Source organism: Salinimicrobium gaetbulicola (genome assembly GCF_042676025.1).
In the GTDB taxonomy this organism is placed as follows: domain Bacteria; phylum Bacteroidota; class Bacteroidia; order Flavobacteriales; family Flavobacteriaceae; genus Salinimicrobium; species Salinimicrobium gaetbulicola.
In genome coordinates this window covers 272-20,779 of sequence record NZ_JBHTJP010000034.1, presented here as the reverse complement: position 1 = coordinate 20,779, position 20,508 = coordinate 272, and the positions used below count along the sequence as shown (strand labels likewise).

Below are 20,508 nucleotides of genomic sequence, written 5' to 3'. Positions count from 1 at the left end.
TGTTGATATCCTCGATTAGATATCTCTAAGGGACATTTCGCTTGGGTTTTTAAGGGGTTATAGAAGGACTTACGAGTCGTAATCTCCCCAAATTTTTGGGACACAATTTTTATATTCATTTTTGGTGTCTTTTGAAGTAAATAAGAGACATTCATAAGCCAAATCTAAATATAAATTTTATTATAAAAGGTACATATATCAAAAAAAATGTACCTTTTAACAAAAGACAAAAATATAACTTTTGTTTCTAATCTCAGTTATAGTGTGATATTTGGTTTGTTTTTCTTTGGGTTGATTTGATTTTCTATTTGCCAATACAAAAATTCGCAAAAATATTCCCCAGCAGGTCATCGTTGGTGATCTCGCCGGTGATCTCGCCGAAGTAATGCAGCGCTTCCCGAATGTCGATCGCCAGCAGGTCTCCTGAAAGGTTTTGGTTCAGGCCTTCCTGCACCTTGTTGATCTCCTCAAGGGCGCTCAATAGCGCGTTATAGTGACGGGAATTGGTGACAATGGTGTTGTTGTTGCGAAGCTCACCTGTATTTACGAACTGAAGGAGCTTTTGCTGCAACTCCTCGACGCCCGCGCCTGTCTTTGCTGAAATAGGCAGGTAAGAAGAGCCTTCGACGGAGCTTAGGCTGACATTCAGGTCTGCAATTTCCTGTTCAGATAATTGATCTATTTTGTTGGCTACAATGATCAAAGGTTTCTGCGGGAACTGGTTCTTGATCTTTTCTATTTCCAGTTTGACTTGCTCGAGAGTGGGCGTGGGGCCTTCCTGAGATCCTGAAACAAGTTCAGGATGACGGTCTGTATGCCCCTCTGAAATACTTAGGCGGGAGGCATCAAAGAGATACAGCACCACCTGCGCCTGGCTTATCTTTTCAAAGGTCCTTTTGATCCCGATGCTTTCTACCACGTCCTTGGTCTCTCTGATCCCGGCGGTATCGATGAACCTGAAACCAACGCCGCCAATGGAGATCTCGTCTTCAATGGTATCACGGGTGGTTCCCGCGATCTCTGAAACTATGGCGCGCTCCTCGTTCAAAAGAGCGTTCAGGAGCGTGGATTTTCCAACATTGGGCTCCCCGACTATAGCGACAGGTATCCCGTTCTTCAGTACATTCCCTACCGCGAAGGAATCTATCAGTTTTTTGAGCACCTGCTGAATACGACTTACCAGGCTCTGGAATTCATCCCGGTTCGCGAATTCCACATCCTCTTCGGCAAAGTCTAGCTCCAGTTCTATGAGAGAAGCGAAATTCAGCAGTTCCTGGCGGAGTTTCTGGATCTCGTTAGAGAAACCTCCGCGCATTTGTTGCATGGCCATCTGGTGGCTCGCCTGGTTTTCAGAAGAAATAAGATCGGCAACCGCCTCGGCCTGGCTAAGGTCCATCTTTCCGTTAAGGAAAGCGCGCAGTGTGAATTCCCCGGCTTCCGCGGAACGACAGCCTTTCCGTATCAATAATTGAATGATCTCCTGCTGAATATAAGGGCTCCCGTGACAGGAGATCTCAATGGTGTTCTCACCCGTGTAGGATTTGGGCCCGTGAAATACAGATACCAGGACTTCGTCCAGGATGCGCTCTCCATCCATAATGTTGCCCAGGTGCAGGGTATGGGAAGGGACTTCTCTCAGGTCCTTCTTGCTTTTGGCTTTAAAGAGAGGTGCTGCCAGGTCGATCGCATCTGGCCCCGAAACCCTGATCACCGCGATGGCTCCCGCTCCTGCAGGGGTAGCAAGCGCTACTATATTGTCATTCAATTTCATGCTGCAAAAGTAAGGATTTGAATTTAGATGTTGGAAGTGAGAAGTTAGAAAGTGATCTTGTGACCTTGTGAAGAAGTAACGCTGTGGGAATAGAGTTATGCTTTGATTATGGTATCATTATTTGGTGAAATTTACATCCTTCCATTTTTCCGGCTCCCTTTAGGGTTGGGGTAAAACGGAAAAGTGGAGTTCGTAGAGGGGAGTGATCTTGTGATGCAGTGAAGCTGTGATGTGGTGGTGCTGTGATCTTCTGAGGGGATAATGCTGTGAATAAGGAATAGGGAATAGGACAATTATCAATGATCAATTAACAATTACCAGTGACCAATAAGCAATTACCAAATACCGGTCCCGAAGAGCAGATAGAAAAGTTTTTTGTAACAAATTAATTTTCTCGTCGTCTTATTAGTACCTTGCAAAACCAACTACCTCAAATTTAATTTTGAGGAGCTATTGGAAAGCACAAAAGATCATTACGAACATAATATTTAAAAAGATGAGAGAGGACAGACAATTACTAATGCTTACGCATTTAAGCCAATTATTAGACCTGGTGACCGGAATAGGCGGGTTCATCGTGCCCCTGGTCATTTGGCTCACCCAGCGGGATAAGATCCTTGGGATGGATGCACACGGAAAGATGATCCTGAACTTCCAGATAAGTCTGTTCATTTATTCCATTGTGGCTATTCCGCTAATTCTCCTGTTTGGATTAGGGATCTTTATTTTGATCGGGATCGGGATCATCGCTATCGTTTTCCCAATTCTTAATGCCATCAAAGTGAACAACGGGGAGATACCGTCATATCCTTTGACCATCGAGATCATAAAGTAGTATATAGACTTTAGTCTTTAGACGGGAGTCGATGTTTGAGAGTTTGGAGTTTTAAACTGTTTTATGATGCTCAAAAAATGAAAAGAGGGTAGAAGACAGTGGATAGTGGGTAATTAGTGGACAGATCATATCACATATTCCAGGATAGTCCCCCTTTAGGGGGATTTAGGGGGTAAAAGATGAGATTGCTTCGGCCGTTCAAAAACTCCCTCGCAAAGACGGTTTTAAAGATGCCCGCACCGGCCTTTTGCATCTGATCCAAAAGGAGGAAAAATAGAAGGACTTTAAAAAGAAAAAACCCTCTGAAAAATTGAATTTTCAGAGGGTTTTATTATAAAAGTGTGATCCTTTTTAGTTGTTCAGCATTACTGGCATCACCAGCATGGTGACTTTTTCACCTTCATCCAGTCCGTCCACAGGAGTAAGGATCCCTGCGCGGTTTGGAAGGCTCATTTCCAGCTGCACTTCATTTGCATTCAGGTTTGATAACATTTCTGTAAGGAAACGTGAGTTGAAGCCAATCTGCATATCGTCTCCCTGGTAAGAACAGGTAAGACGTTCTTCGGCCTTGTTGCTGTAATCCACATCTTCTGCGGAAATATTCAGTTCGGCACCGGCGATCTTCAGGCGTACCTGGTGCGTGGTCTTATTAGAGAAAATAGAAACCCTTTTTACAGAGCTTAAAAATTGTCCGCGGTCAATTACCAGTTTGTTAGGATTCTCCTTCGGAATTACCGCTTCATAGTTCGGGTATTTTCCGTCGATCAACCTACATACCAAAGTAGTGTCTTCAAAAGTGAAACGGGCATTGGAGTCGTTGTACTCGATCAATACCTCACTGTCAGATCCTGAAAGGATCCCTTTCAACAGGTTCAATGGTTTCTTAGGCATGATGAATTCAGCCGACTGAGATGCAGAGATGTCATCCCTGGAATATTTTACAAGCTTGTGAGCGTCTGTAGCTACGAAAGTCAGGTTTTCAGGAGTGAACTGGAAGAACACCCCGCTCATTACCGGTCTAAGGTCGTCATTACCGGAAGCAAAGATCGTTTTACTGATCGCTGTTGCCAGGACATCCCCCTGGATCCTTGTGCTGCTTGGTTCCTCCAAACTCACCGCTTTAGGGAATTCTTCCCCACCGGCATAAGCCAACGCGTATTTACCGTGATTTGAACTAAGTTCAATGGTATTGTTGTCTTCAACTACAAAAGTCAAAGGTTGTTCAGGAAAGGTCTTAAGAGTCTCCAGTAAAAGACGGGCAGGAACCGCGATCTTCCCTTGAGAATCTGACTCTACCGTAAGCTTGGCAGACATGGTGGTTTCCAGGTCTGAAGCGGAAACGGTAAGCTCATCGTTATTAAGTTCAAACAGGAAATTATCCAGGATTGGTAGGGTGTTGTTGTTGTTAATAACTCCCCCGAGTATTTGTAGCTGTTTCAGCAAATAAGTGCTTGATACAATAAATTTCATTGGCTTCGTAATAAGTTAATCGTGATACAAATATATCCTAATCCTTTAAAAATAGGGGAATGCCCCTCTATTTTTTATTAACAGGAAAAAAAGACTTTTTTAAGTTAAATTGTTGATTTTCAGTTGCTTTGGTTTTTGACCGATTTCAGAATTGTTAATAAGCATCAAACTATCTCATTATCAGTGAGTAACCTGAAATATTATTTATTTCCTGATATACTTTCTTCTCCGCATGAAAATAAAGAGTCCGGCAAAGATACCCAATACTGCCAGTGGCAGGACCAGGTTCACCACCTGCCAAAAGGTTCTCTCTTCATCTGCTTTCTGAAGGTCCAGAAATGCGATCGAAACTTCTTTGGATCTTATGTTCAGGAGACCGGTGTCGTCCAGCATATAATTTACCGCGTTCAGAAGGAATTCCTTGTTACCGTAAGTAGTGCCTGTAAACCTGTCAAATCCCAGTTCCATGGGTTGGCCGCGTTGCAGCTCATTTTTGGCGATATCCCCGTCAGAGATCACCAGCAGTTGCGTAGGCGTACTTTTGTTAAGTTGCTTTTCCAGTTTGAACGGCGGGATCCTGTTGTTATAGACTGAGGTGAACTCTCCTTCCAGGAGGACTGCAAGGGGTTGCTCACCCGCGTCATACAGGGACAGATCGGGCTTTTGATTGATCAGGTCCAGGCTTATTTCTTTCGGAAGGCCTTCCAGTAAGCTGTTTGGGGAGCTGGTCAATAATACCGTTTTGTCAAGATCATTGGCAAGCGTATCTATCGGGCTGGCATACTCGAATTTCACGGCTTCGAGGTTGTTGACCACGGGATGGTTTTTCTGAGAAGCGGACAACGGAAAATAGAACCAGGGATATGGGTTGAATTCGGTATCATTTCCCGAGCCACGGGCCAATACGATAGGAGCCGAGTAAATATCTTTTACCAGTACAGGGTTGATCCTGATACCGTATTTAAAAAAGTAATCTCCCAGGTTCAGGTCTCTGGGCAGAGCAAAGGCGCTTCCGGCAGGGGAGAACAGGCTGTCGGTTTCCATGGCTACATGTTCCAGCATCCACAGCTGTTTACCACCCTGCATCAGGTATTGATCAAGCACGAATTTTTCAGCTTCCGAATAAGGCTGGGTAGGCTTGGCTTCAATCACAAGGTCATACTTATTCAGCTCTGAAAGGGTTTTTTCGGGAACGGTTTCAACCGAATCCAGGGTGAAGGGGGCTATGAAATAGTATTCCTGGATGCTTTTTACAAAGTCGGCGATATTAGCGTCGGGCAGTTCCCCGTTACCGCGCATCACGGCGATCTTTTTCTTGCGGGGAGTGACCAGTTTGCTCAAGGCGTCGACAAAGGAGTATTCCAATTGTTGCACGGAGCTTTCGACCCGGTCTTCGGTAGTGGCACCCAGCTGGTTTTTCAAAAGCGGAATGCTCACGGTTCTGTTCCGGTAGTTGGCCATAGCCCACGGAAAAACAATGGCCTCGCTGGTACGGCCGTTTTCGACCACATTGATCCTTGCCGGGGTCATTCCCATCTCGTAGAATTGGGTTGCTATCGCCGAAGCGTTACCTCCGTCTTCCAGGGGATCAATGAAATTGTATGTTATATTCGGATTTTCGGCTGCGAGTTCTTCCAGGAGTTGACGGGTCTCTTCCTGAAGTCTTCTAAATTCCGGCGGAAATTCCCCTTTCAGGAAAACATCTACGATGATAGGGGCTTCCACCTTTTCCAGGATCTCTTCCGAAGCAGGGGAAAGGGTGTATCGTTTGTCTGCCGTCAGGTCGAAACGTTCATATATGAAGGACGACGCTCCGTTAATAAGGAACAGAACTACCAGTAACACCAGTGCCTTAACGATATTTGATTGCTTGTTTTTCAAGATCAGGAGGATTTTTTGGAGCTTAGGTTGAATCCGGTCACAAACAGGAAGAAAATGATGAAACTGAAAAAATATACCAGGTCACGGGTGTCGATAACCCCACGGCTGATGCTGTCGTAATGCGCGCTAATGCCAAGGTCTGAAAGGTTGAAACTCCCGAAGCTAAAAATGTCAAAACCGGCAAGGGCCTCAAAAGCGAAAAAGCTGATGAAACACAGGAAGATCGCCAGGATAAATGCGACTACCTGGTTAGGTGAAAGTATAGATGCGAAAAGTCCGATCGCGGCATAGCATCCTCCCAGGAAAAGTAAGCCGAAATAGGATCCGGTGATCACCCCCCAATCCAGGATCGCTTCCGGTTTTTTTAGCATTTCTATGGCCAGAACATATAGCAGGGTTGGGATAAGGGAAAGAATGACCAGGACAAGGGCGCCAAAGAATTTGCCAAGTACGAGGTCACGGCTGCTAAGCGGTTTTGTGAGTAACAATTCAAGGGTTCCCTGTTTGATCTCTTCAGAAAAACTTTTCATGGTGATGGCCGGGATCAGGAAAAGCAAGATCCACGGGGCGATCGTGAAAAATGGGCCAAGGCTTGCAAAGCCGCTGTCCAGGATGTTGTAATTCCCCGGAAAGACCCACAGGAAAAGTCCGTTAATTACCAGGAAAAGTCCGATCACAAGGTATCCGATGGGGGTCGCGAAAAATGAATTGATTTCCTTTCTTAAGATAGCAAACACCTTTATGGGTTTTAGAGATTATTGTTTGAGCTCCATACTTTATCTACGCTCCAGGCTTCAGGTTTGGCTGAGAACATTTTCCTGGTGTTGCTCCATACCTCTTTAAAAAGGTCTGAAGTGCGGTAATTTTCCAAAGCTTCTTCATTTTCCCAGTAACTATACGTGAAAAATATATTTTCTTCGGCTTTATCCCGATACAGTTCCAGGAAATTGCAGCCTTCAAAACCTCTTATCTTCAGTTTGTTTTTATGGAATAACTCCTGGAAGGCATCAGTTTCAGAAGGATTGAAAGTCATTTTTACGATTCGTACGAACATCTGTTTCAATTAACGATTATCAATAAATAAGTATCAAAAGGACCCGTTACCAATTATAGGGCACCGATCCCTTATCGATCAACACTTAATTCTCAAAATTTATGGTGATAGTGTCCCGCCACTCCAGTCCGAAGAGGGTGGAGGCACTTCCCACCGTACTCGGGTTGCTTTTATAGATGGCAAGCTCTATATAACCCCCGGAATTGAAAATAGCCAGTTTCTTTCCATCCTCCCTGTTTAACTGGTCTGTTTCAAAATTTATTGCGTCACTGTAGGTGTGAAAGATCTCATCAAAGGTAGCGGTCCTTGCTCTCATGGTGAATTTGCGTCCCTTACCGATCTTGTCAAAAAGCTTTTTTGAAATATTGGTGACCACGTTGCCGTAGTTGTCAATATACAGCACATTTCCTTTGATCTGGTTCTGCTCTGTATTGTAATATGGCTCTACTTCCTTAAGTTGTTTGATCTCCTTGATAGGCTTTCCTATGACTTCCAGGGTTCCTCCCCGCGCCAGGTGGCCGGCTACTTTAACAAAGACATCCAGTACCGGGAAATTAGTCTCCACCTTGTCGTGAATATTGATCTCCACGATCTTTTCGGGAACATATTCCGAAGCGATCAACGAAAGTATCCCGTTGTTGGCGCAGATAAAATAGTGCCCGTCCAGTTTCAATGCTATATGCTTATTTTCGGGGGTCAGTTCAGAATCCACTCCAATTATGTGAATACTGCCTTGCGGGAAACTCCGGTAAGCATTTTTGATTATATAGGATGCTTCAGTAATGTGGAAGGGAGCGATAGAGTGAGAAATGTCGACTATTTTGGCCGTAGGTAATTCGGAATAAATAGCACCTTTAACTGCCCCTGCGAAATGATCTTTTTCCCCAAAATCGGTTGTTAAGGTAATAATAGCCATGGGCAATTCTTAGAATAATTTTTAGTAACTTAAACCTTTAATTTGCTAAGTTTGTATTGCAAATCTAAAGATAATTAAGTCAATTTTTAAATTAAATCCACACCGCTTTTGAACGAACTTATCATTGAGCTTTCTGAAATAAATCCCCGGGATTTTTTTGGCGAACACAACGCCCACATTGAATTACTAAAGAAGTATTTTCCAAAATTGAAGATCGTTGCCAGGGGAAATAAACTCAGGATCTATGGCGATGAGGAGTTGCTGGAAGAATTTGACAAACGTTTCAACATGCTTATTGATCACTACGGAAAGTTCAATAAGCTGGACGAAAACACCATGGAAAGGGTCTTGACCAGTGAAAGTCAGGAACAATATGACACTTCCAGCGCAAGCGGAGAGGTGTTGGTTCACGGCGTAAGCGGAAGGCTGATCAAAGCCCTTACTGCCAATCAACGCAGGTTGGTGGAATTGATGAACAAAAATGACATGGTCTTCGCGATAGGGCCTGCCGGTACGGGTAAAACCTATACGGGGGTGGCTCTGGCAGTAAAAGCTCTGAAAGAGAAACAAGTGAGAAGGATCATTTTGACGCGACCCGCGGTAGAGGCAGGGGAGAACCTCGGTTTTCTTCCGGGTGACCTTAAAGAGAAGCTGGATCCTTATATGCAACCCCTATACGATGCCTTGAGAGATATGATCCCTCATGAAAAGCTTGAAAGTTTTATTGAAAAAGGAACTATTCAGATCGCTCCTTTGGCTTTTATGCGTGGAAGGACATTGGACAACGCCTTTGTTATCCTGGACGAAGCTCAAAATACTACACACGCACAAATGAAGATGTTTCTTACCCGGATGGGTAAGAACGCCAAATTCATGGTCACCGGTGACCCCGGGCAGATCGACCTTCCCCAACGGGTAGTATCAGGATTAAAAGAAGCCATTCTGGTATTGCAGGATGTGCAGGGAGTGGGGATCATTCACCTTGACGACAAAGATGTAATAAGGCATAAACTGGTAAAACAAATTATCGCTGCTTATAAGCGAATTGAAACTCCGGATTAAACAACATATCCCACGGTTTCGAAACTGTGGGTTTTTTAATTATAAAAACGAACAGCACAACTTACACAACGAAATGAACACTTTGACCACCACAAATTTTAATTTTCCCGGCCAGAAATCGGTTTATAAAGGAAAAGTTAGGGAGGTATATTCCCTGGAAAATGACAAACTGGTAATGATCGTGACCGACAGGCTTTCAGCTTTTGATGTGGTCATGCCTAAGGGAATTCCATATAAAGGACAGATTCTGAATCAGCTCGCCACCAAAATGATGGCAGCGACCCAAGATCTTGTTCCAAACTGGCTGGAGGCCACGCCCGATCCAAACGTGGCGATCGGCGCAAAATGCGAGCCCTTTAAGGTGGAAATGGTGATAAGAGGTTACCTTGCAGGTCATGCTGCCAGGGAGTATGCTGCCGGGAAAAGGGAACTTTGCGGAGTGAAAATGCCCGATGGTATGAAGGAGAACGAGGCTTTTAAAGTTCCTATTATTACTCCTACCACCAAGGCAGATTCAGGAGAGCACGACATGGATATCTCCCGCGAAGAGATCCTTGCCAAAGGGATCGTTTCAGAAGAAGATTACAATACGCTTGAGAGTTATACCCGTCAGCTATTCTTAAGAGGAAGTGAACTCGCGAAAGATAACGGATTGATACTGGTGGATACCAAATATGAATTCGGAAAAACGGCCGATGGTGAAATCGTTTTGATCGATGAGATCCATACACCCGACTCCTCACGATATTTTTATGCTGAAGGTTATCTGGACCGTCTTACTAACGGGGAGCCTCAAAAACAGCTTTCCAAAGAATTTGTGAGACAATGGCTGATTGAAAACGGATTTCAGGGAAAAGACGGCCAGAAGATACCTGAGATGACCGATGAATATATCAACTCGGTTTCTGAACGTTATATTGAACTTTATGAGCAAATAACAGGGGAGACCTTTATTAAAGCTGATATCTCGGATATTGAATCCAGGATCGAAAAGAATGTTCTGGATTATTTGAATAAATAAGACCAGACCGCTTAAAATGAAAAAGCCCGTTCCTGTGAACGGGCTTTTTTTATGATCATTATTTCAGTTATTTGACCTTGAGAACTAAAAGATAATCCGGACCTCCTTCCAAAGGATAGCCTTCGATCTTTTCTGCTGTAACGGTTACTTTTTCCCCCACATAATCATCGAGATCCACGGTTTCACTTTTAATAGCGTAAAATGTATCATCGTTAGAAATAGTATGAGTGCCATACTGGTAGGAGGTAATTCCCTGAGGTTCTATAATTCCGGATATCTCCATTGTGTCTTTTTGAGTGGTGGAACTGCAGGTCGCAGTAAAAAATAACAACATAAAAATTGGGGTGAAAAAGGCGATTACTCTCATGGTGTTTTTTAAATTTTCAATAAAGGTATAATATTTCAGATGTAAATCCAGACAATCTTAATTGGAATTGCGAAACTTATAGTTTTTGTGTTAAAGAATGTTAAGAATTGATAATTTGTTTATATTGTATGTATTAAATCAACAATTCGTAAACGGTATGAAGACAATTTTATCAGTTTTGACCTTGTTATTTTGTTCGCTTGCAATTTCTCAAACCAGTGTTTCAGGGAAGGTGGTAGACAGTAACAATGAGCCCATTCCCGGAGTGAATATTTTACTAGCCGGAACGACACAGGGAACCATCTCAGATTTTGACGGTAGATTTTCACTCACGGCTCCAATGGATCCTCCTTTTGTACTTCAGTTTAGTAATGTGGGCTATGAATCTCAAGAAGTCCGGGTCACTTCAGAAGATCAGGAAATACTTGTGACCATGATGGAAGGAACATCGCTGGACGAAATTGTGGTTTCTGCCTCCAGAACACCTGAGCGAATTTTCGAATCGCCGGTTACCGTGGAGCGTTTTGGGATCAAAGAAATTACGAATACTCCTGCAGCTTCTTTTTACGGGGGGCTGGAGAGTTTAAAAGGAGTGGACATCAATACCAACAGTCTGACATTTCAGTCTGTAAACACCCGCGGGTTTGCCACTTTTGCAAATACAAGGTTTGTTCAGCTGGTAGATGGAATGGATAATTCATCCCCGGCCTTAAATTTCGTTTTAGGGAATTTATTGGGTATGACAGAATTAGACGTCTTCAGTATTGAGTTGTTGCCGGGTGCATCTTCTGCATTATATGGCGCGAATGCTTTCAACGGTATACTTTTTATGAATAGTAAGAATCCGTTTGATTTTCCCGGTATAAGTGCCTATTACAAACAAGGTTGGACCGTCCAGGATGCGGCAGGAACCAATGCGGTTTATGATCTTGGCGTTCGCGTGGCTCACAAATTTTCTGATAAGTTCGCCGCGAAAGCTAACTTCTCATATTTAAGCGGAACAGATTGGTATGCGGTAAGTGAAGAGGATGTTTTAAATCCCGGAAGGACCAGGGCCCATCCAAACTATGACGGACTTAATATTTACGGGGATGAAGTAAGTACGAATATAAAGGGAGTGGGTGATGCTCTTGTAGCAATGGGAAGGATCCCTGCTGGTTATGAAAATTTCCTGCCTAATGAGCAAGTAAGCCGAACAGGTTATGCCGAAGAAGCCTTGACCGACTATAATGCTGAAAGTGTCAAATTTGACGCGGCTTTGCATTACCGTCCTTTCGGGGATGATCTTGAGATCAGTTACCTCGGAAAAGTGGGAATGGGAACTACAATTTATCAGGGTGCCAACCGGTATTCCTTGAATGACTTTTTCCTGCAGCAACATAAACTCCAGGTTGAAAATGAAAATTTCTTCGCCCGGTTTTATATAACCGATGAGGACGCGGGCGATTCTTACGATATTCGTTTCACAGGAATTAATGTGAACAGGGTTTGGAAGAGTGATCAGGACTGGTTTGGGCAATATGCGGGTGCTTATATTCAGGTGGCATCTCAAGGTGCTTCTTCCGAGCAGTCCCATGCCGCCGCCAGGCAATTTGCCGACCAGGGTAGGTTTGTGCCGGGAACCCCTGAGTTCCAACAGGCTTTTGAGCAGGTTACTACCGATTCAGATCTGGCTTCAGGATCACAGTTTCGGGATGGTTCTCAATTGAGACACGCCGATCTAAACTATAACTTCACACATTTGACCGGTGACTTTGCCGAAATACAGGCGGGTGGATCTTTCAGGCAATACAAGCTAAACTCTTTCGGAACCATCTTTACAGATTATGATGCTCCTATAACTTATTCCGAATACGGGATCTATGCTCAGATTCAGAAGAAACTTCTAGAAGAAAGACTGAAGCTAACCGGCTCTCTACGCTACGATAAATCTGAACTTTTTGAAGGCAACGTCTCTCCACGTCTATCTGTCGGGTATACTGCTGGTGACAAAAGAGAGCACAATTTCAGAGCTTCTGTACAAACCGGGTTCAGGTATCCCACCACCCAGGATCTGTTCATTGGATTAGATGTGGGTCGGGCTATTTTAGTGGGTTCAGCAGAGGAAAACCTTGACAGATATGTGCGCACGTTTCCGGTAAGTGGAGCAGGAGCTGCCGCCTCCGGAAGTTCGGAAGCTACGATCTCCGGAAGGGATGCCTATGAAAATTCGTTTTCACTGGCTTCCGTTCAGGCAAAAGACCCGGCTGCTGCCGATGTTGACATTGTAAAACCTGAAAAGGTAACGGCTTTTGAAGTTGGTTACCGTGGAAGAATGGGACGTGTTATAGTAGATCTTAATGCTTACTTTAATCAATACAAGGATTTTATTTCCAATGAAACCGTTCTCGTACCTTTATATGGGGAAGTGGGGGATAATTCATTGTCCTTGCTTGCTTTGCAGCAGGAAGATTATAAAGCTTTCCAGACTTACACGAATTCTCCTGCCGACGTGAAATCTTTCGGAGCATCTCTGGGCCTTTCAGCTAAGGTGTTTGGAGATTACGATCTGGAGGGGAGTTACACCTATGCCGAGCAGGATTTTGACCAGGCTTCAGCGCCCGATTTCAGAACGAACTTCAACACGCCAAAACATAAGGTGAAATTATCCTTCGGGAATACAGATCTTTTTGACAATTTCGGATTTAAAGTGAACTACAGATGGAGTGATACTTATTTCTGGCAAGCCACTTTTGCAGATGGGCAGGTACCTGCTTTCTCAGTGGTTGATGCACAGGTGAGTTATAAAATTCCTTCTATCAAGTCTATTCTTAAGGCCGGAGCTACAAATATTGGTGGTGATGAATATTTCACAGCTTATGGTACCGGACACATAGGTCAGCAATATTATATCTCGTTAACTTTCAATAATTTTTAATCGGAAGAAAGCATTTTAAAAAGGAGTCTTGAGGGCTCCTTTTTTTGTTTTCGGGAGTTATTCCTCGTAGCGGCTAAGGCGATTCCGAAGAATTCTCACTTCATCCTGAAGTTCAGATACCCTGTTCAAAAGGTTTCGAATGGCGTCAATTCCCTGAAGATTGATCTCAAGGTCATAATGGAGCCGCATCATTCTTTCCAACTCCCGAACCTGTTCGGGGTCTATATACTCATTTTCTTCGATCACCTGAATTTCAAGCAGTCCGAATTCATTCAGGGAATTAATAAACGAGTACTGAACGTTATGACATTCACAGAAGTCTGCAATTAATATAAATTCTTTAGGATCCATTTTTTCTCAATTTTTGTAGCTCCTGTAACAGTTCTTTTTCACGAGTAGTTAAGTTGGTAGGGATCTTGACTTTGTAGGTGATGAAAAGATCTCCGAACTGCCCTTCCTTTTTATAGACAGGGAAACCCTTGCCCTTCAATTTGACAGTCGTTCCATTCTGGGTTTCGGGTTTAACCGTAAGTTTGGCTTTTCCGTCAAAGGTGTCAACGGTAATGCTGCCTCCCAAAGCCGCGGTAAACATATCAAGTTCCACATCTTTATAAAGCTGCTGTTTTTCCCTTTTAAAGGTAGTATTGTTATTGATGGCAAACGTTATAAAAAGGTCTCCGTTTGGACCGCCATTTATACCTTCACCTCCGTAGCCTTTTATCTTAATGGTTTGGCCATTTTCCACCCCGGCAGGAATAGTTAGTCGGATATTTTTACCGTTTACGGTGAGCGTTTGTTTTTGAGTTTTATAGACATCGGATAGGTTTAACTGAAGCTGAGCGTTGAAATCCTGCCCTCGGAACCGGGTAGTTCTTTGTTGACCACCCCTGGCGGCACCTCCAAACATAGATTCGAAAAAATCGGAGAAATCACCTTGTTCAAAACCCTGTCCGCCGAATCCTTCAAATCCTCCGGCATTTCTTCCGCCATAACCACCACCTGAATATTGTTGCTGATACTGCTGTTGCTGTGCCCTGGCTTTTTCAAACTCTTCAGCGTGCTGCCAGTCCTTACCGTATTTGTCGTACTTCTTCTTTTTTTCGGGATCGATCAGTACTTCGTGGGCCTCATTGATCTGTTGGAATTTTTTTTGTGCCGCCGCGTCATTGGGATTGAGATCTGGATGATATTTGCGGGCTAATTTCCGGTAGGCCTTTTTGATGTCATTCTTGGAAGCATCTTTGGAAAGTCCCAAAACTTTATAATAATCTATGAATTCCATTGATGTATTTGTTTTACGATTCAGGGAGATGTTACCTTAAATATACAATATTCGCCAGGCAGCTGTTAGTTTATATTCTTAAACTTCTGTAAAATTCAGTTTATGATTTTGTGCTTCTGAAGGAGCTGCGGAAAAAAGAATGTTTGTTTTTGAAGTTGGTTTTTCTATTTTTAATAGATGGAAAACTTACAGCTCAAGACCTTCGCCGAATATAAAAAGGCTTACAAGAAAAGTGTAAAGCACCCGGAAACCTTTTGGGATGAAATTGCCGACACCTTTACCTGGCACAAGAAATGGGATAAGACTTTGGAATGGGACTTTAGTAAACCTGAAGTTAAGTGGTTTCAGGGCGGAAAGCTCAACATCACAGAGAATTGCCTGGATCGTCATCTCGAAAAGTTGGGCAATAAGACCGCAATTATTTGGGAACCGAACGATCCCGATGAGGAATCCCGTTACATTTCCTACCGACAACTATTTGTGAAGGTTTCTCACTTCGCGAACGTGCTTAAGAATAATGGTATTAAAAAAGGGGATAAGGTATGCCTTTACATGCCAATGATCCCCGAACTGGCTATTGCGATGCTGGCCTGCGCAAGAATAGGAGCCGTTCATTCCATAGTCTTTGCCGGTTTTTCAAGTGCTGCCATTGCCCGAAGGATCAATGATTCGGAATGTAAAATGCTGATCACAGCCAATGAGGTTTATAGAGGATCGAAAAAGGTGAATTTGAAAGAGATCTGTGATAAGGCCCTGGAAGAAACACCTTCTATAGAATCAGTAATTGTGTACCGCCGAACCGTTGAACCAACACCTATGAAGGAAGGTCGCGATAAGTTCTGGTTCGATGAACTTCAGAAAGCTGAAAAGGAATGTCCGGCTGAGGTGATGGATGCGGAAGATATGTTGTTCATTCTTTACACTTCCGGTTCTACTGGTAAACCTAAGGGAATGGTTCATACTGTTGGCGGGTATATGGTAGGGACAACTTACACTTTTCAAAATGTTTTTCAACTGCAAAAGAATGATGTGTACTGGTGCACGGCCGATATCGGCTGGATCACCGGACACTCTTATATAATTTACGGTCCGCTTGCTTCGGGGGCGACAACAGTAATGTTTGAAGGGGTTCCAAGTTATCCTGATTACGGAAGATTCTGGGAGATCTGTGAAAAATTAAATGTCACACATTTTTATACAGCCCCAACCGCTATCAGGGCACTGGCGAAACAGTCCCTTGAATTTGTAGAGAAACATGACCTTTCCTCCTTAAAAGTTCTTGGAAGTGTGGGAGAACCGATCAATGAAGAAGCCTGGCACTGGTATAATGATAATATAGGGAAAGGAAATTGCCCTGTCGTAGATACCTGGTGGCAAACCGAAACAGGGGCCATTATGATCTCACCTCTGGCAGGGATCACTCCCACAAGACCCACTTTTGCGACCTTGCCTTTGCCTGGAGTTCAACCTGCTTTAATGGATGACAACGGGGAAGAGATAACCAATCTTAATGAAAAGGCAGAAGGTAGATTGGCCATAAAATTTCCGTGGCCGTCTATCGCCCGAACTATTTACGGCGATCATGAACGCTATAAAGAAGTCTACTTTTCGACTTATGAGAATAAGTATTTTACCGGAGACGGCTCTTACAGGGATGCTTCCGGGAACTATAGAATTACCGGAAGGGTAGATGATATTGTCATAGTCTCAGGTCATAACTTAGGAACTGCTACCATCGAAAATGCAATTGATGAGCATGAAGGAGTAGTGGAGAGCGCAGTAGTTGGGTTCCCACATGATGTGAAAGGAAATGCCTTATACGCTTATGTAATATTGTATGATAATGTAGAGCCTTCCGAAGAACTGCGTAAGGAAATTAGAGAATTGGTAAGTGACACGGTAGGACCTATCGCGAAACCTGATAAGATCCAGTTTGTAAACAACCTTCCTAAGACCCGAAGCGGGAAGATCATGAGAAGGATCCTTAGGAAGATCGCCTCCAATGATACTTCAAACCTGGGAGATACTTCAACTCTATTGAATCCTGAGGTGGTGGAAGAGATCAAAGAAAAGGCTTTGGTGTAAACAAACTTTAAAAGACCGGATTTCCGGTCTTTTTTATTCCTCTCCTTCAGATAAATTGATCTCAAAATCACTGATCATTTCAAGCAGGATCTCTTCTGTCTGTGAAAAATGAGGTTTTGAGGTTCTTTTGCGTTCTACTTTTTTAAAATAGGGAACGATGCCTCCTGATTCGTAAAGTTGCACTACATGAGGATGCACATAATAGCTGCGACAAATACTGCGGGTGTTACCTAAAGCTTCTGCGGTAGTATCGTAGGCCCGGAGAATATTTGATTTAATTTCTTTTTCCTTCTCTACAAAACCTATTTCTCTTAGGGCCTCGAAAAAGATCTTTGTAGCGCCCCAGGTCCTGAAATCTTTAGCAGAGAATAGCTCGCCGCTAATTTCCTGTATATATTCATTGACCATTCCGCTGTCGATACGTTGTTTATTCCCGTTTTCATCAAAGTATTTGAACACCTCCCAGCCCGGAATTTCTTCACATTGATTCACCAGTCTTACCAGTTTTCTGTCAGTTACGGGTACCTGGTGTTCAATACCGCGCTTTCCGACAAAGGAAAACTGAAGTTTCCCTTTTGAAATGTCTACGTGTTTGCTTCTTAGAGTGGAAAGACCATAAGATTTATTCTCCCGGGCATATGCTTCATTCCCTATTCTAATGTGGGTTTCTTCCATAAGCTTAATGACCAGTGCTAAAACCTTTTGGCGGGGCATTCCTCTTTTCGCCAGGTCATGCTCTACACGTTCTCTTACTTTAGGAAGGACCTTTCCAAAAGCCGACATTTTATAAAATTTGGTCTGATTCCTTATTTTAGACCAGTCCGGGTGATACATATATTGTTTTCGGTCTTTAGCGTCAATCCCTACCACCTGCAAATGTCCTTTATCAAGCGGACAGATCTTAACATTTTTCCAACCCGGGGGGATCACCAGTTTCTTTATTCGTTCTACCACTTCAGGCTTCACCGGTTCCCCGTCTTTTAAATATTGATATCCTTTTCCTCTTTTTTGGCGGTTAATACAGAGATCATTTTCTGAAGTATATATGAGATTGGCCTTTTCTGCGGAAAGTTGAGGGTTGCCAATAAGTTCGTTGATTTCATCAGAAGAGAGGGACATAGCTCACTTTTTTCCTAAAGATAACCTGAGTATAGCTGTCTTGGATTTAAAAAAATGTGAAAGTTGCAGAAATAAAAAACCTCCTTCCGTAAAGAAGGAGGTTTGAAAATGCGATTATAAGAGCTTCTTATTCAAAATAGCTGAAGGTTTCTCCGTCCTTCAATTGCAAGAGACTTTCGTAAATAAGTTTGATTACGTTTTCCACATCCTCCCGGTGTACCATTTCAACCGTGGTATGCATATAGCGCAAAGGCAGCGAGATCAGTGCAGAAGGAACTCCTCCGTTACTGTAGGCAAAAGCATCAGTATCTGTACCGGTCATTCTTGAAGACGCGGCACGCTGGAAAGGAATTTTCTTTTCTTCCGCAGTCTCGATCAACAGGTTTCGAAGCCTGTTTTGAACTGCAGGAGCATACGTGATCACAGGTCCCGCCCCGATCTTGGTCAAACCATTGGTTTTCTTTTCGATCATTGGGGTAGTGGTATCATGGGTAACATCGGTCACGATAGCAACATTCGGCTGAATTCTGTGAGTGATCATTTCAGCCCCGCGTAAACCGATCTCTTCCTGAACCGAGTTGGTAATGTAGAGTCCAAAAGGTAATTTTTTCTTATTTTCTTTCAGAAGTCTGGCAACTTCCGCGATCATAAATCCGCCAATTCTATTGTCTAGCGCACGGCAAACAAATTTATCATTGTTCAGAATGAAGAACTCATCGGGATAAGTGATCACGCAACCAACATGAACCCCAAGTGCTTCCACTTCTTCTTTGGTAGTACATCCCACATCTATAGTGATGTTGTCCAGTTTGGGCGCCTGTTCCTTTTCCTTATCACGGGTGTGAATGGCCGGCCATCCAAAAACACCATTTACGATCCCGTTTTTGGTGTGGATGTTGACTCTTTTAGAAGGAGCGATCTGGTGGTCGCTTCCTCCATTTCTGATTACATATATAAGACCATCATCTGTAATGTAATTGACATACCATGAAATTTCATCGGCATGGCCCTCAATAACAACCTTGTATTTCGCTTCTGGGTTGATCACCCCTACAGCGGTTCCATATGTGTCTGTGATAAATTCGTCCACGTATGGTTTCAGGTAGTCCATCCATAATTTTTGCCCTTCCCATTCGTACCCGGTAGGGGCGGCGTTATTCAGGTATTTCTCTAAAAACGCAAGCGATTTATCGTTCAGTAAACTTTCTTTTCCCATTTAATAAAGATTTTGCACGAATTTAATAAGAATAAAACAGCTGACAATTTATAGATAATGTAATTTTGGAATGATTTTAGCGCTAGTATTTATAAAAAAGGACTTTTGTGAAAAGATTATTTCTGCTTTTACTTTTCATTTTTTCAGGTTCTGCGATCGCTCAGGAAAATATGCCTGTTAGTGATACGCTGCAGAAGGAATATATGTTTATAGAAGGTGATTCTATTGCCCGTGAGCATATAGACCTTGATGAGGTTTTGATCCTTGGACGGCTCAAATTTGACAGTGACCTTGAAAGAAGAAAGTATTTGATCTTGCGTCGTAAGACTATAAAAGTGTATCCATACGCGAAACTGGCTTCAGAAAGATTGGTTGAGTTGAATAGTAGGCTGGACCAGATCAAGAGTCGCCGCGACAGGAAGAAGTACACCAAGATTGTGCAGAACTATATAGAAGACCAGTTTTCAGCCGAATTGAAAAAACTCACCCGCACCGAAGGTCAGATCCTGGTGAAATTGATACACCGTCAAACAGGTACCACTACCTTTGACCTTATAAAGGAGTTGAAAAGCGGGTGGCGTGCCTTTTGGTATAATACGACCGCGAGTTTCTTTGATATTTCGCTCAAAGAAGAGTTTAAGCCGGAGAGCGATCAGGAAGATTATTTGATCGAGGATATTCTTCAGCGTGCCTTTCAAAAGAAGCAGTTGCAGAAGCAGCCTTCAGCACTTGATTTTAATTTTCTTGAATTGACCAATAAATGGTCGGCTCCAAATAAGCCCGATCGAAAATCATAATTCATTTCTCCTTTATATATAGGAGTGCATATTTCTTTTATTGATTTGGGCGTTCCCCGCCCCTGGCGGGGTCGGGCTATCCGCTTCAATCTTTTTGCTTATGCTTCACAAAAAGGATTTCCGCTGCTATCCCTAACGCGGTTTGGTTACCTATATAATAGGAGGGAGGAAGTTTTTTCAAAAAAGGAAAAAAAGTTTACTCTTCAAAAACCACATTTTCAAGCCCTTAAAACGGAGGCTTAAAAAAACCTTAAAAAAGTTGAGTTTGGGACTTGCGAGATTAAAAAGAGGGCGTATATTTGCACCCGCTTTGAGACACAGCAACGGGTTATGAATCCGAAGTGAAAGTCCAGTAATGACGAGGTCTCCGAGCGAAAATGTTCTCTGAAAAATATTTGAAATTTCTTTTGGAAGCTAAGAAAAAAAGGTTGTAAGTTTGCAGCCGCTTTCAGCCGCAACAAATGACCTTCGGGTTATGAGTTGAGATCCCAGCAGGGGCGAAGGTTGAAGCTAGAAAAGTTCTCTGAAAAAAGTTTAAAATTTTGTTTGTTTTGTAAGGAAAAAAGGTTGTAGATTTGCATCCCTGTTCTGGTCAAAACGCTTCTTTGGGGGCTTTGAAAAAAAATAAAATTTTTTTCTTGCGAGTTTGAAAATCGGTTGTATATTTGCAGCCGCTTAGAACACAAGCGAAGTTCACAAGAAATTACTGAAATAG

The 20,508-nt window shown here is 43.1% G+C and carries 17 protein-coding genes; 6 read left to right on the top strand and 11 right to left on the bottom strand.

All coding sequences use genetic code 11. The annotated features are described in order from the left end of the window. Positions 1–304: 304 nt before the first annotated feature. Positions 305–1,771 carry a tRNA uridine-5-carboxymethylaminomethyl(34) synthesis GTPase MnmE gene (gene mnmE / locus ACFQ1G_RS08390; protein ID WP_380738538.1) on the bottom strand — a complete coding sequence of 489 codons (1,467 nt, stop codon included), beginning with the start codon at positions 1,769–1,771 and terminating at the stop codon, positions 305–307. A gap of 496 nt (positions 1,772–2,267) precedes the next feature. Here mnmE and ACFQ1G_RS08385 point away from each other — a divergent pair, with 496 nt between their 5' ends. Beyond that, positions 2,268–2,606 (top strand): DUF4870 domain-containing protein, encoded by a 339-nt coding sequence (locus tag ACFQ1G_RS08385; RefSeq protein ID WP_380738537.1) that lies wholly within the window; start codon positions 2,268–2,270, stop codon positions 2,604–2,606. Between the two features lie 351 nt (positions 2,607–2,957). On the opposite strand, the gene dnaN is transcribed toward ACFQ1G_RS08385, so the two are convergent. From dnaN to ACFQ1G_RS08360, 5 genes are all read right to left on the bottom strand, one after another. Continuing rightward, positions 2,958–4,076 (bottom strand): DNA polymerase III subunit beta, encoded by a 1,119-nt coding sequence (dnaN, locus tag ACFQ1G_RS08380; RefSeq protein WP_380738535.1) that lies wholly within the window; start codon positions 4,074–4,076, stop codon positions 2,958–2,960. Positions 4,077–4,280: 204 nt separating this feature from the next. Continuing rightward, positions 4,281–5,957 carry a gliding motility-associated ABC transporter substrate-binding protein GldG gene (gene gldG / locus ACFQ1G_RS08375; RefSeq protein ID WP_380738533.1) on the bottom strand — a complete coding sequence of 559 codons (1,677 nt, stop codon included), beginning with the start codon at positions 5,955–5,957 and terminating at the stop codon, positions 4,281–4,283. A 2-nt stretch (positions 5,958–5,959) separates the two neighbouring features. After that, positions 5,960–6,694: a gliding motility-associated ABC transporter permease subunit GldF gene (gene gldF / locus ACFQ1G_RS08370; RefSeq protein WP_380738531.1), complete on the bottom strand. Its 735-nt coding sequence runs from the start codon at positions 6,692–6,694 to the stop codon at positions 5,960–5,962. Between the two features lie 11 nt (positions 6,695–6,705). Continuing rightward, positions 6,706–7,011: a putative quinol monooxygenase gene (locus ACFQ1G_RS08365; protein WP_380738529.1), complete on the bottom strand. Its 306-nt coding sequence runs from the start codon at positions 7,009–7,011 to the stop codon at positions 6,706–6,708. Between the two features lie 85 nt (positions 7,012–7,096). Next, positions 7,097–7,927, bottom strand: coding sequence for an SAM hydrolase/SAM-dependent halogenase family protein (locus ACFQ1G_RS08360; protein ID WP_380738527.1), 831 nt, complete (start codon positions 7,925–7,927; stop codon positions 7,097–7,099). 108 nt (positions 7,928–8,035) lie between these two features. Between ACFQ1G_RS08360 and ACFQ1G_RS08355 the strand changes: the two genes are divergently transcribed. Both ACFQ1G_RS08355 and ACFQ1G_RS08350 read left to right on the top strand, forming a co-directional pair. Then, positions 8,036–8,989 (top strand): PhoH family protein, encoded by a 954-nt coding sequence (locus ACFQ1G_RS08355; RefSeq protein ID WP_380738525.1) that lies wholly within the window; start codon positions 8,036–8,038, stop codon positions 8,987–8,989. 73 nt (positions 8,990–9,062) lie between these two features. Beyond that, a complete protein-coding gene (locus ACFQ1G_RS08350) occupies positions 9,063–10,010 on the top strand; it encodes a phosphoribosylaminoimidazolesuccinocarboxamide synthase (protein WP_380738523.1) in 948 nt (315 codons plus the stop codon). Between the two features lie 67 nt (positions 10,011–10,077). On the opposite strand, the gene ACFQ1G_RS08345 is transcribed toward ACFQ1G_RS08350, so the two are convergent. Beyond that, a complete protein-coding gene (locus ACFQ1G_RS08345; protein WP_380738521.1) occupies positions 10,078–10,377 on the bottom strand; it encodes a hypothetical protein in 300 nt (99 codons plus the stop codon). Between the two features lie 157 nt (positions 10,378–10,534). On the opposite strand from ACFQ1G_RS08345, the gene ACFQ1G_RS08340 reads away from it, so the two are divergent. After that, positions 10,535–13,294, top strand: a complete 2,760-nt coding sequence (locus tag ACFQ1G_RS08340) for a TonB-dependent receptor (protein WP_380738519.1) — start codon at positions 10,535–10,537, stop codon at positions 13,292–13,294. A gap of 57 nt (positions 13,295–13,351) precedes the next feature. On the opposite strand, the gene ACFQ1G_RS08335 is transcribed toward ACFQ1G_RS08340, so the two are convergent. Both ACFQ1G_RS08335 and ACFQ1G_RS08330 read right to left on the bottom strand, forming a co-directional pair. Further along, positions 13,352–13,645, bottom strand: coding sequence for a chaperone modulator CbpM (locus tag ACFQ1G_RS08335; protein WP_380738518.1), 294 nt, complete (start codon positions 13,643–13,645; stop codon positions 13,352–13,354). Next, on the bottom strand, positions 13,635–14,576 hold the full coding sequence (locus ACFQ1G_RS08330) for a DnaJ C-terminal domain-containing protein (protein ID WP_380738516.1): 942 nt from the start codon (positions 14,574–14,576) through the stop codon (positions 13,635–13,637). Before ACFQ1G_RS08330 ends, ACFQ1G_RS08335 begins: the two co-directional genes overlap by 11 nt. A 177-nt stretch (positions 14,577–14,753) precedes the next feature. Between ACFQ1G_RS08330 and acs the strand changes: the two genes are divergently transcribed. Further along, positions 14,754–16,661 (top strand): acetate--CoA ligase, encoded by a 1,908-nt coding sequence (gene acs / locus ACFQ1G_RS08325; RefSeq protein WP_380738514.1) that lies wholly within the window; start codon positions 14,754–14,756, stop codon positions 16,659–16,661. Between the two features lie 33 nt (positions 16,662–16,694). Here acs and ACFQ1G_RS08320 read toward each other — a convergent pair whose 3' ends face one another. Together ACFQ1G_RS08320 and ACFQ1G_RS08315 are read right to left on the bottom strand one after the other, a co-directional pair. Beyond that, a complete protein-coding gene (locus tag ACFQ1G_RS08320) occupies positions 16,695–17,780 on the bottom strand; it encodes a DNA topoisomerase IB (protein ID WP_380738512.1) in 1,086 nt (361 codons plus the stop codon). A gap of 127 nt (positions 17,781–17,907) precedes the next feature. Further along, on the bottom strand, positions 17,908–18,996 hold the full coding sequence (locus ACFQ1G_RS08315) for a M42 family metallopeptidase (RefSeq protein WP_380738510.1): 1,089 nt from the start codon (positions 18,994–18,996) through the stop codon (positions 17,908–17,910). A gap of 107 nt (positions 18,997–19,103) precedes the next feature. On the opposite strand from ACFQ1G_RS08315, the gene ACFQ1G_RS08310 reads away from it, so the two are divergent. Further along, positions 19,104–19,793 carry a DUF4294 domain-containing protein gene (locus ACFQ1G_RS08310; RefSeq protein WP_380738508.1) on the top strand — a complete coding sequence of 230 codons (690 nt, stop codon included), beginning with the start codon at positions 19,104–19,106 and terminating at the stop codon, positions 19,791–19,793. The last annotated feature ends 715 nt before the right edge of the window (positions 19,794–20,508 follow it).

Excerpts from the sequence above, each read along its gene's own strand:
- mnmE (WP_380738538.1), bottom strand. The coding sequence starts at position 1,771 with ATGAAATTGAATGACAATATAGTAGCGCTTGCTACCCCTGCAGGAGCG.
- ACFQ1G_RS08385 (WP_380738537.1), top strand. The coding sequence starts at position 2,268 with ATGAGAGAGGACAGACAATTACTAATGCTTACGCATTTAAGCCAATTA.
- dnaN (WP_380738535.1), bottom strand. The coding sequence starts at position 4,076 with ATGAAATTTATTGTATCAAGCACTTATTTGCTGAAACAGCTACAAATA.
- ACFQ1G_RS08365 (WP_380738529.1), bottom strand. The coding sequence starts at position 7,011 with ATGTTCGTACGAATCGTAAAAATGACTTTCAATCCTTCTGAAACTGAT.
- ACFQ1G_RS08360 (WP_380738527.1), bottom strand. The coding sequence starts at position 7,927 with ATGGCTATTATTACCTTAACAACCGATTTTGGGGAAAAAGATCATTTC.
- ACFQ1G_RS08350 (WP_380738523.1), top strand. The coding sequence starts at position 9,063 with ATGAACACTTTGACCACCACAAATTTTAATTTTCCCGGCCAGAAATCG.
- ACFQ1G_RS08345 (WP_380738521.1), bottom strand. The coding sequence starts at position 10,377 with ATGAGAGTAATCGCCTTTTTCACCCCAATTTTTATGTTGTTATTTTTT.
- ACFQ1G_RS08340 (WP_380738519.1), top strand. The coding sequence starts at position 10,535 with ATGAAGACAATTTTATCAGTTTTGACCTTGTTATTTTGTTCGCTTGCA.
- ACFQ1G_RS08335 (WP_380738518.1), bottom strand. The coding sequence starts at position 13,645 with ATGGATCCTAAAGAATTTATATTAATTGCAGACTTCTGTGAATGTCAT.
- ACFQ1G_RS08330 (WP_380738516.1), bottom strand. The coding sequence starts at position 14,576 with ATGGAATTCATAGATTATTATAAAGTTTTGGGACTTTCCAAAGATGCT.
- acs (WP_380738514.1), top strand. The coding sequence starts at position 14,754 with ATGGAAAACTTACAGCTCAAGACCTTCGCCGAATATAAAAAGGCTTAC.
- ACFQ1G_RS08320 (WP_380738512.1), bottom strand. The coding sequence starts at position 17,780 with ATGTCCCTCTCTTCTGATGAAATCAACGAACTTATTGGCAACCCTCAA.
- ACFQ1G_RS08315 (WP_380738510.1), bottom strand. The coding sequence starts at position 18,996 with ATGGGAAAAGAAAGTTTACTGAACGATAAATCGCTTGCGTTTTTAGAG.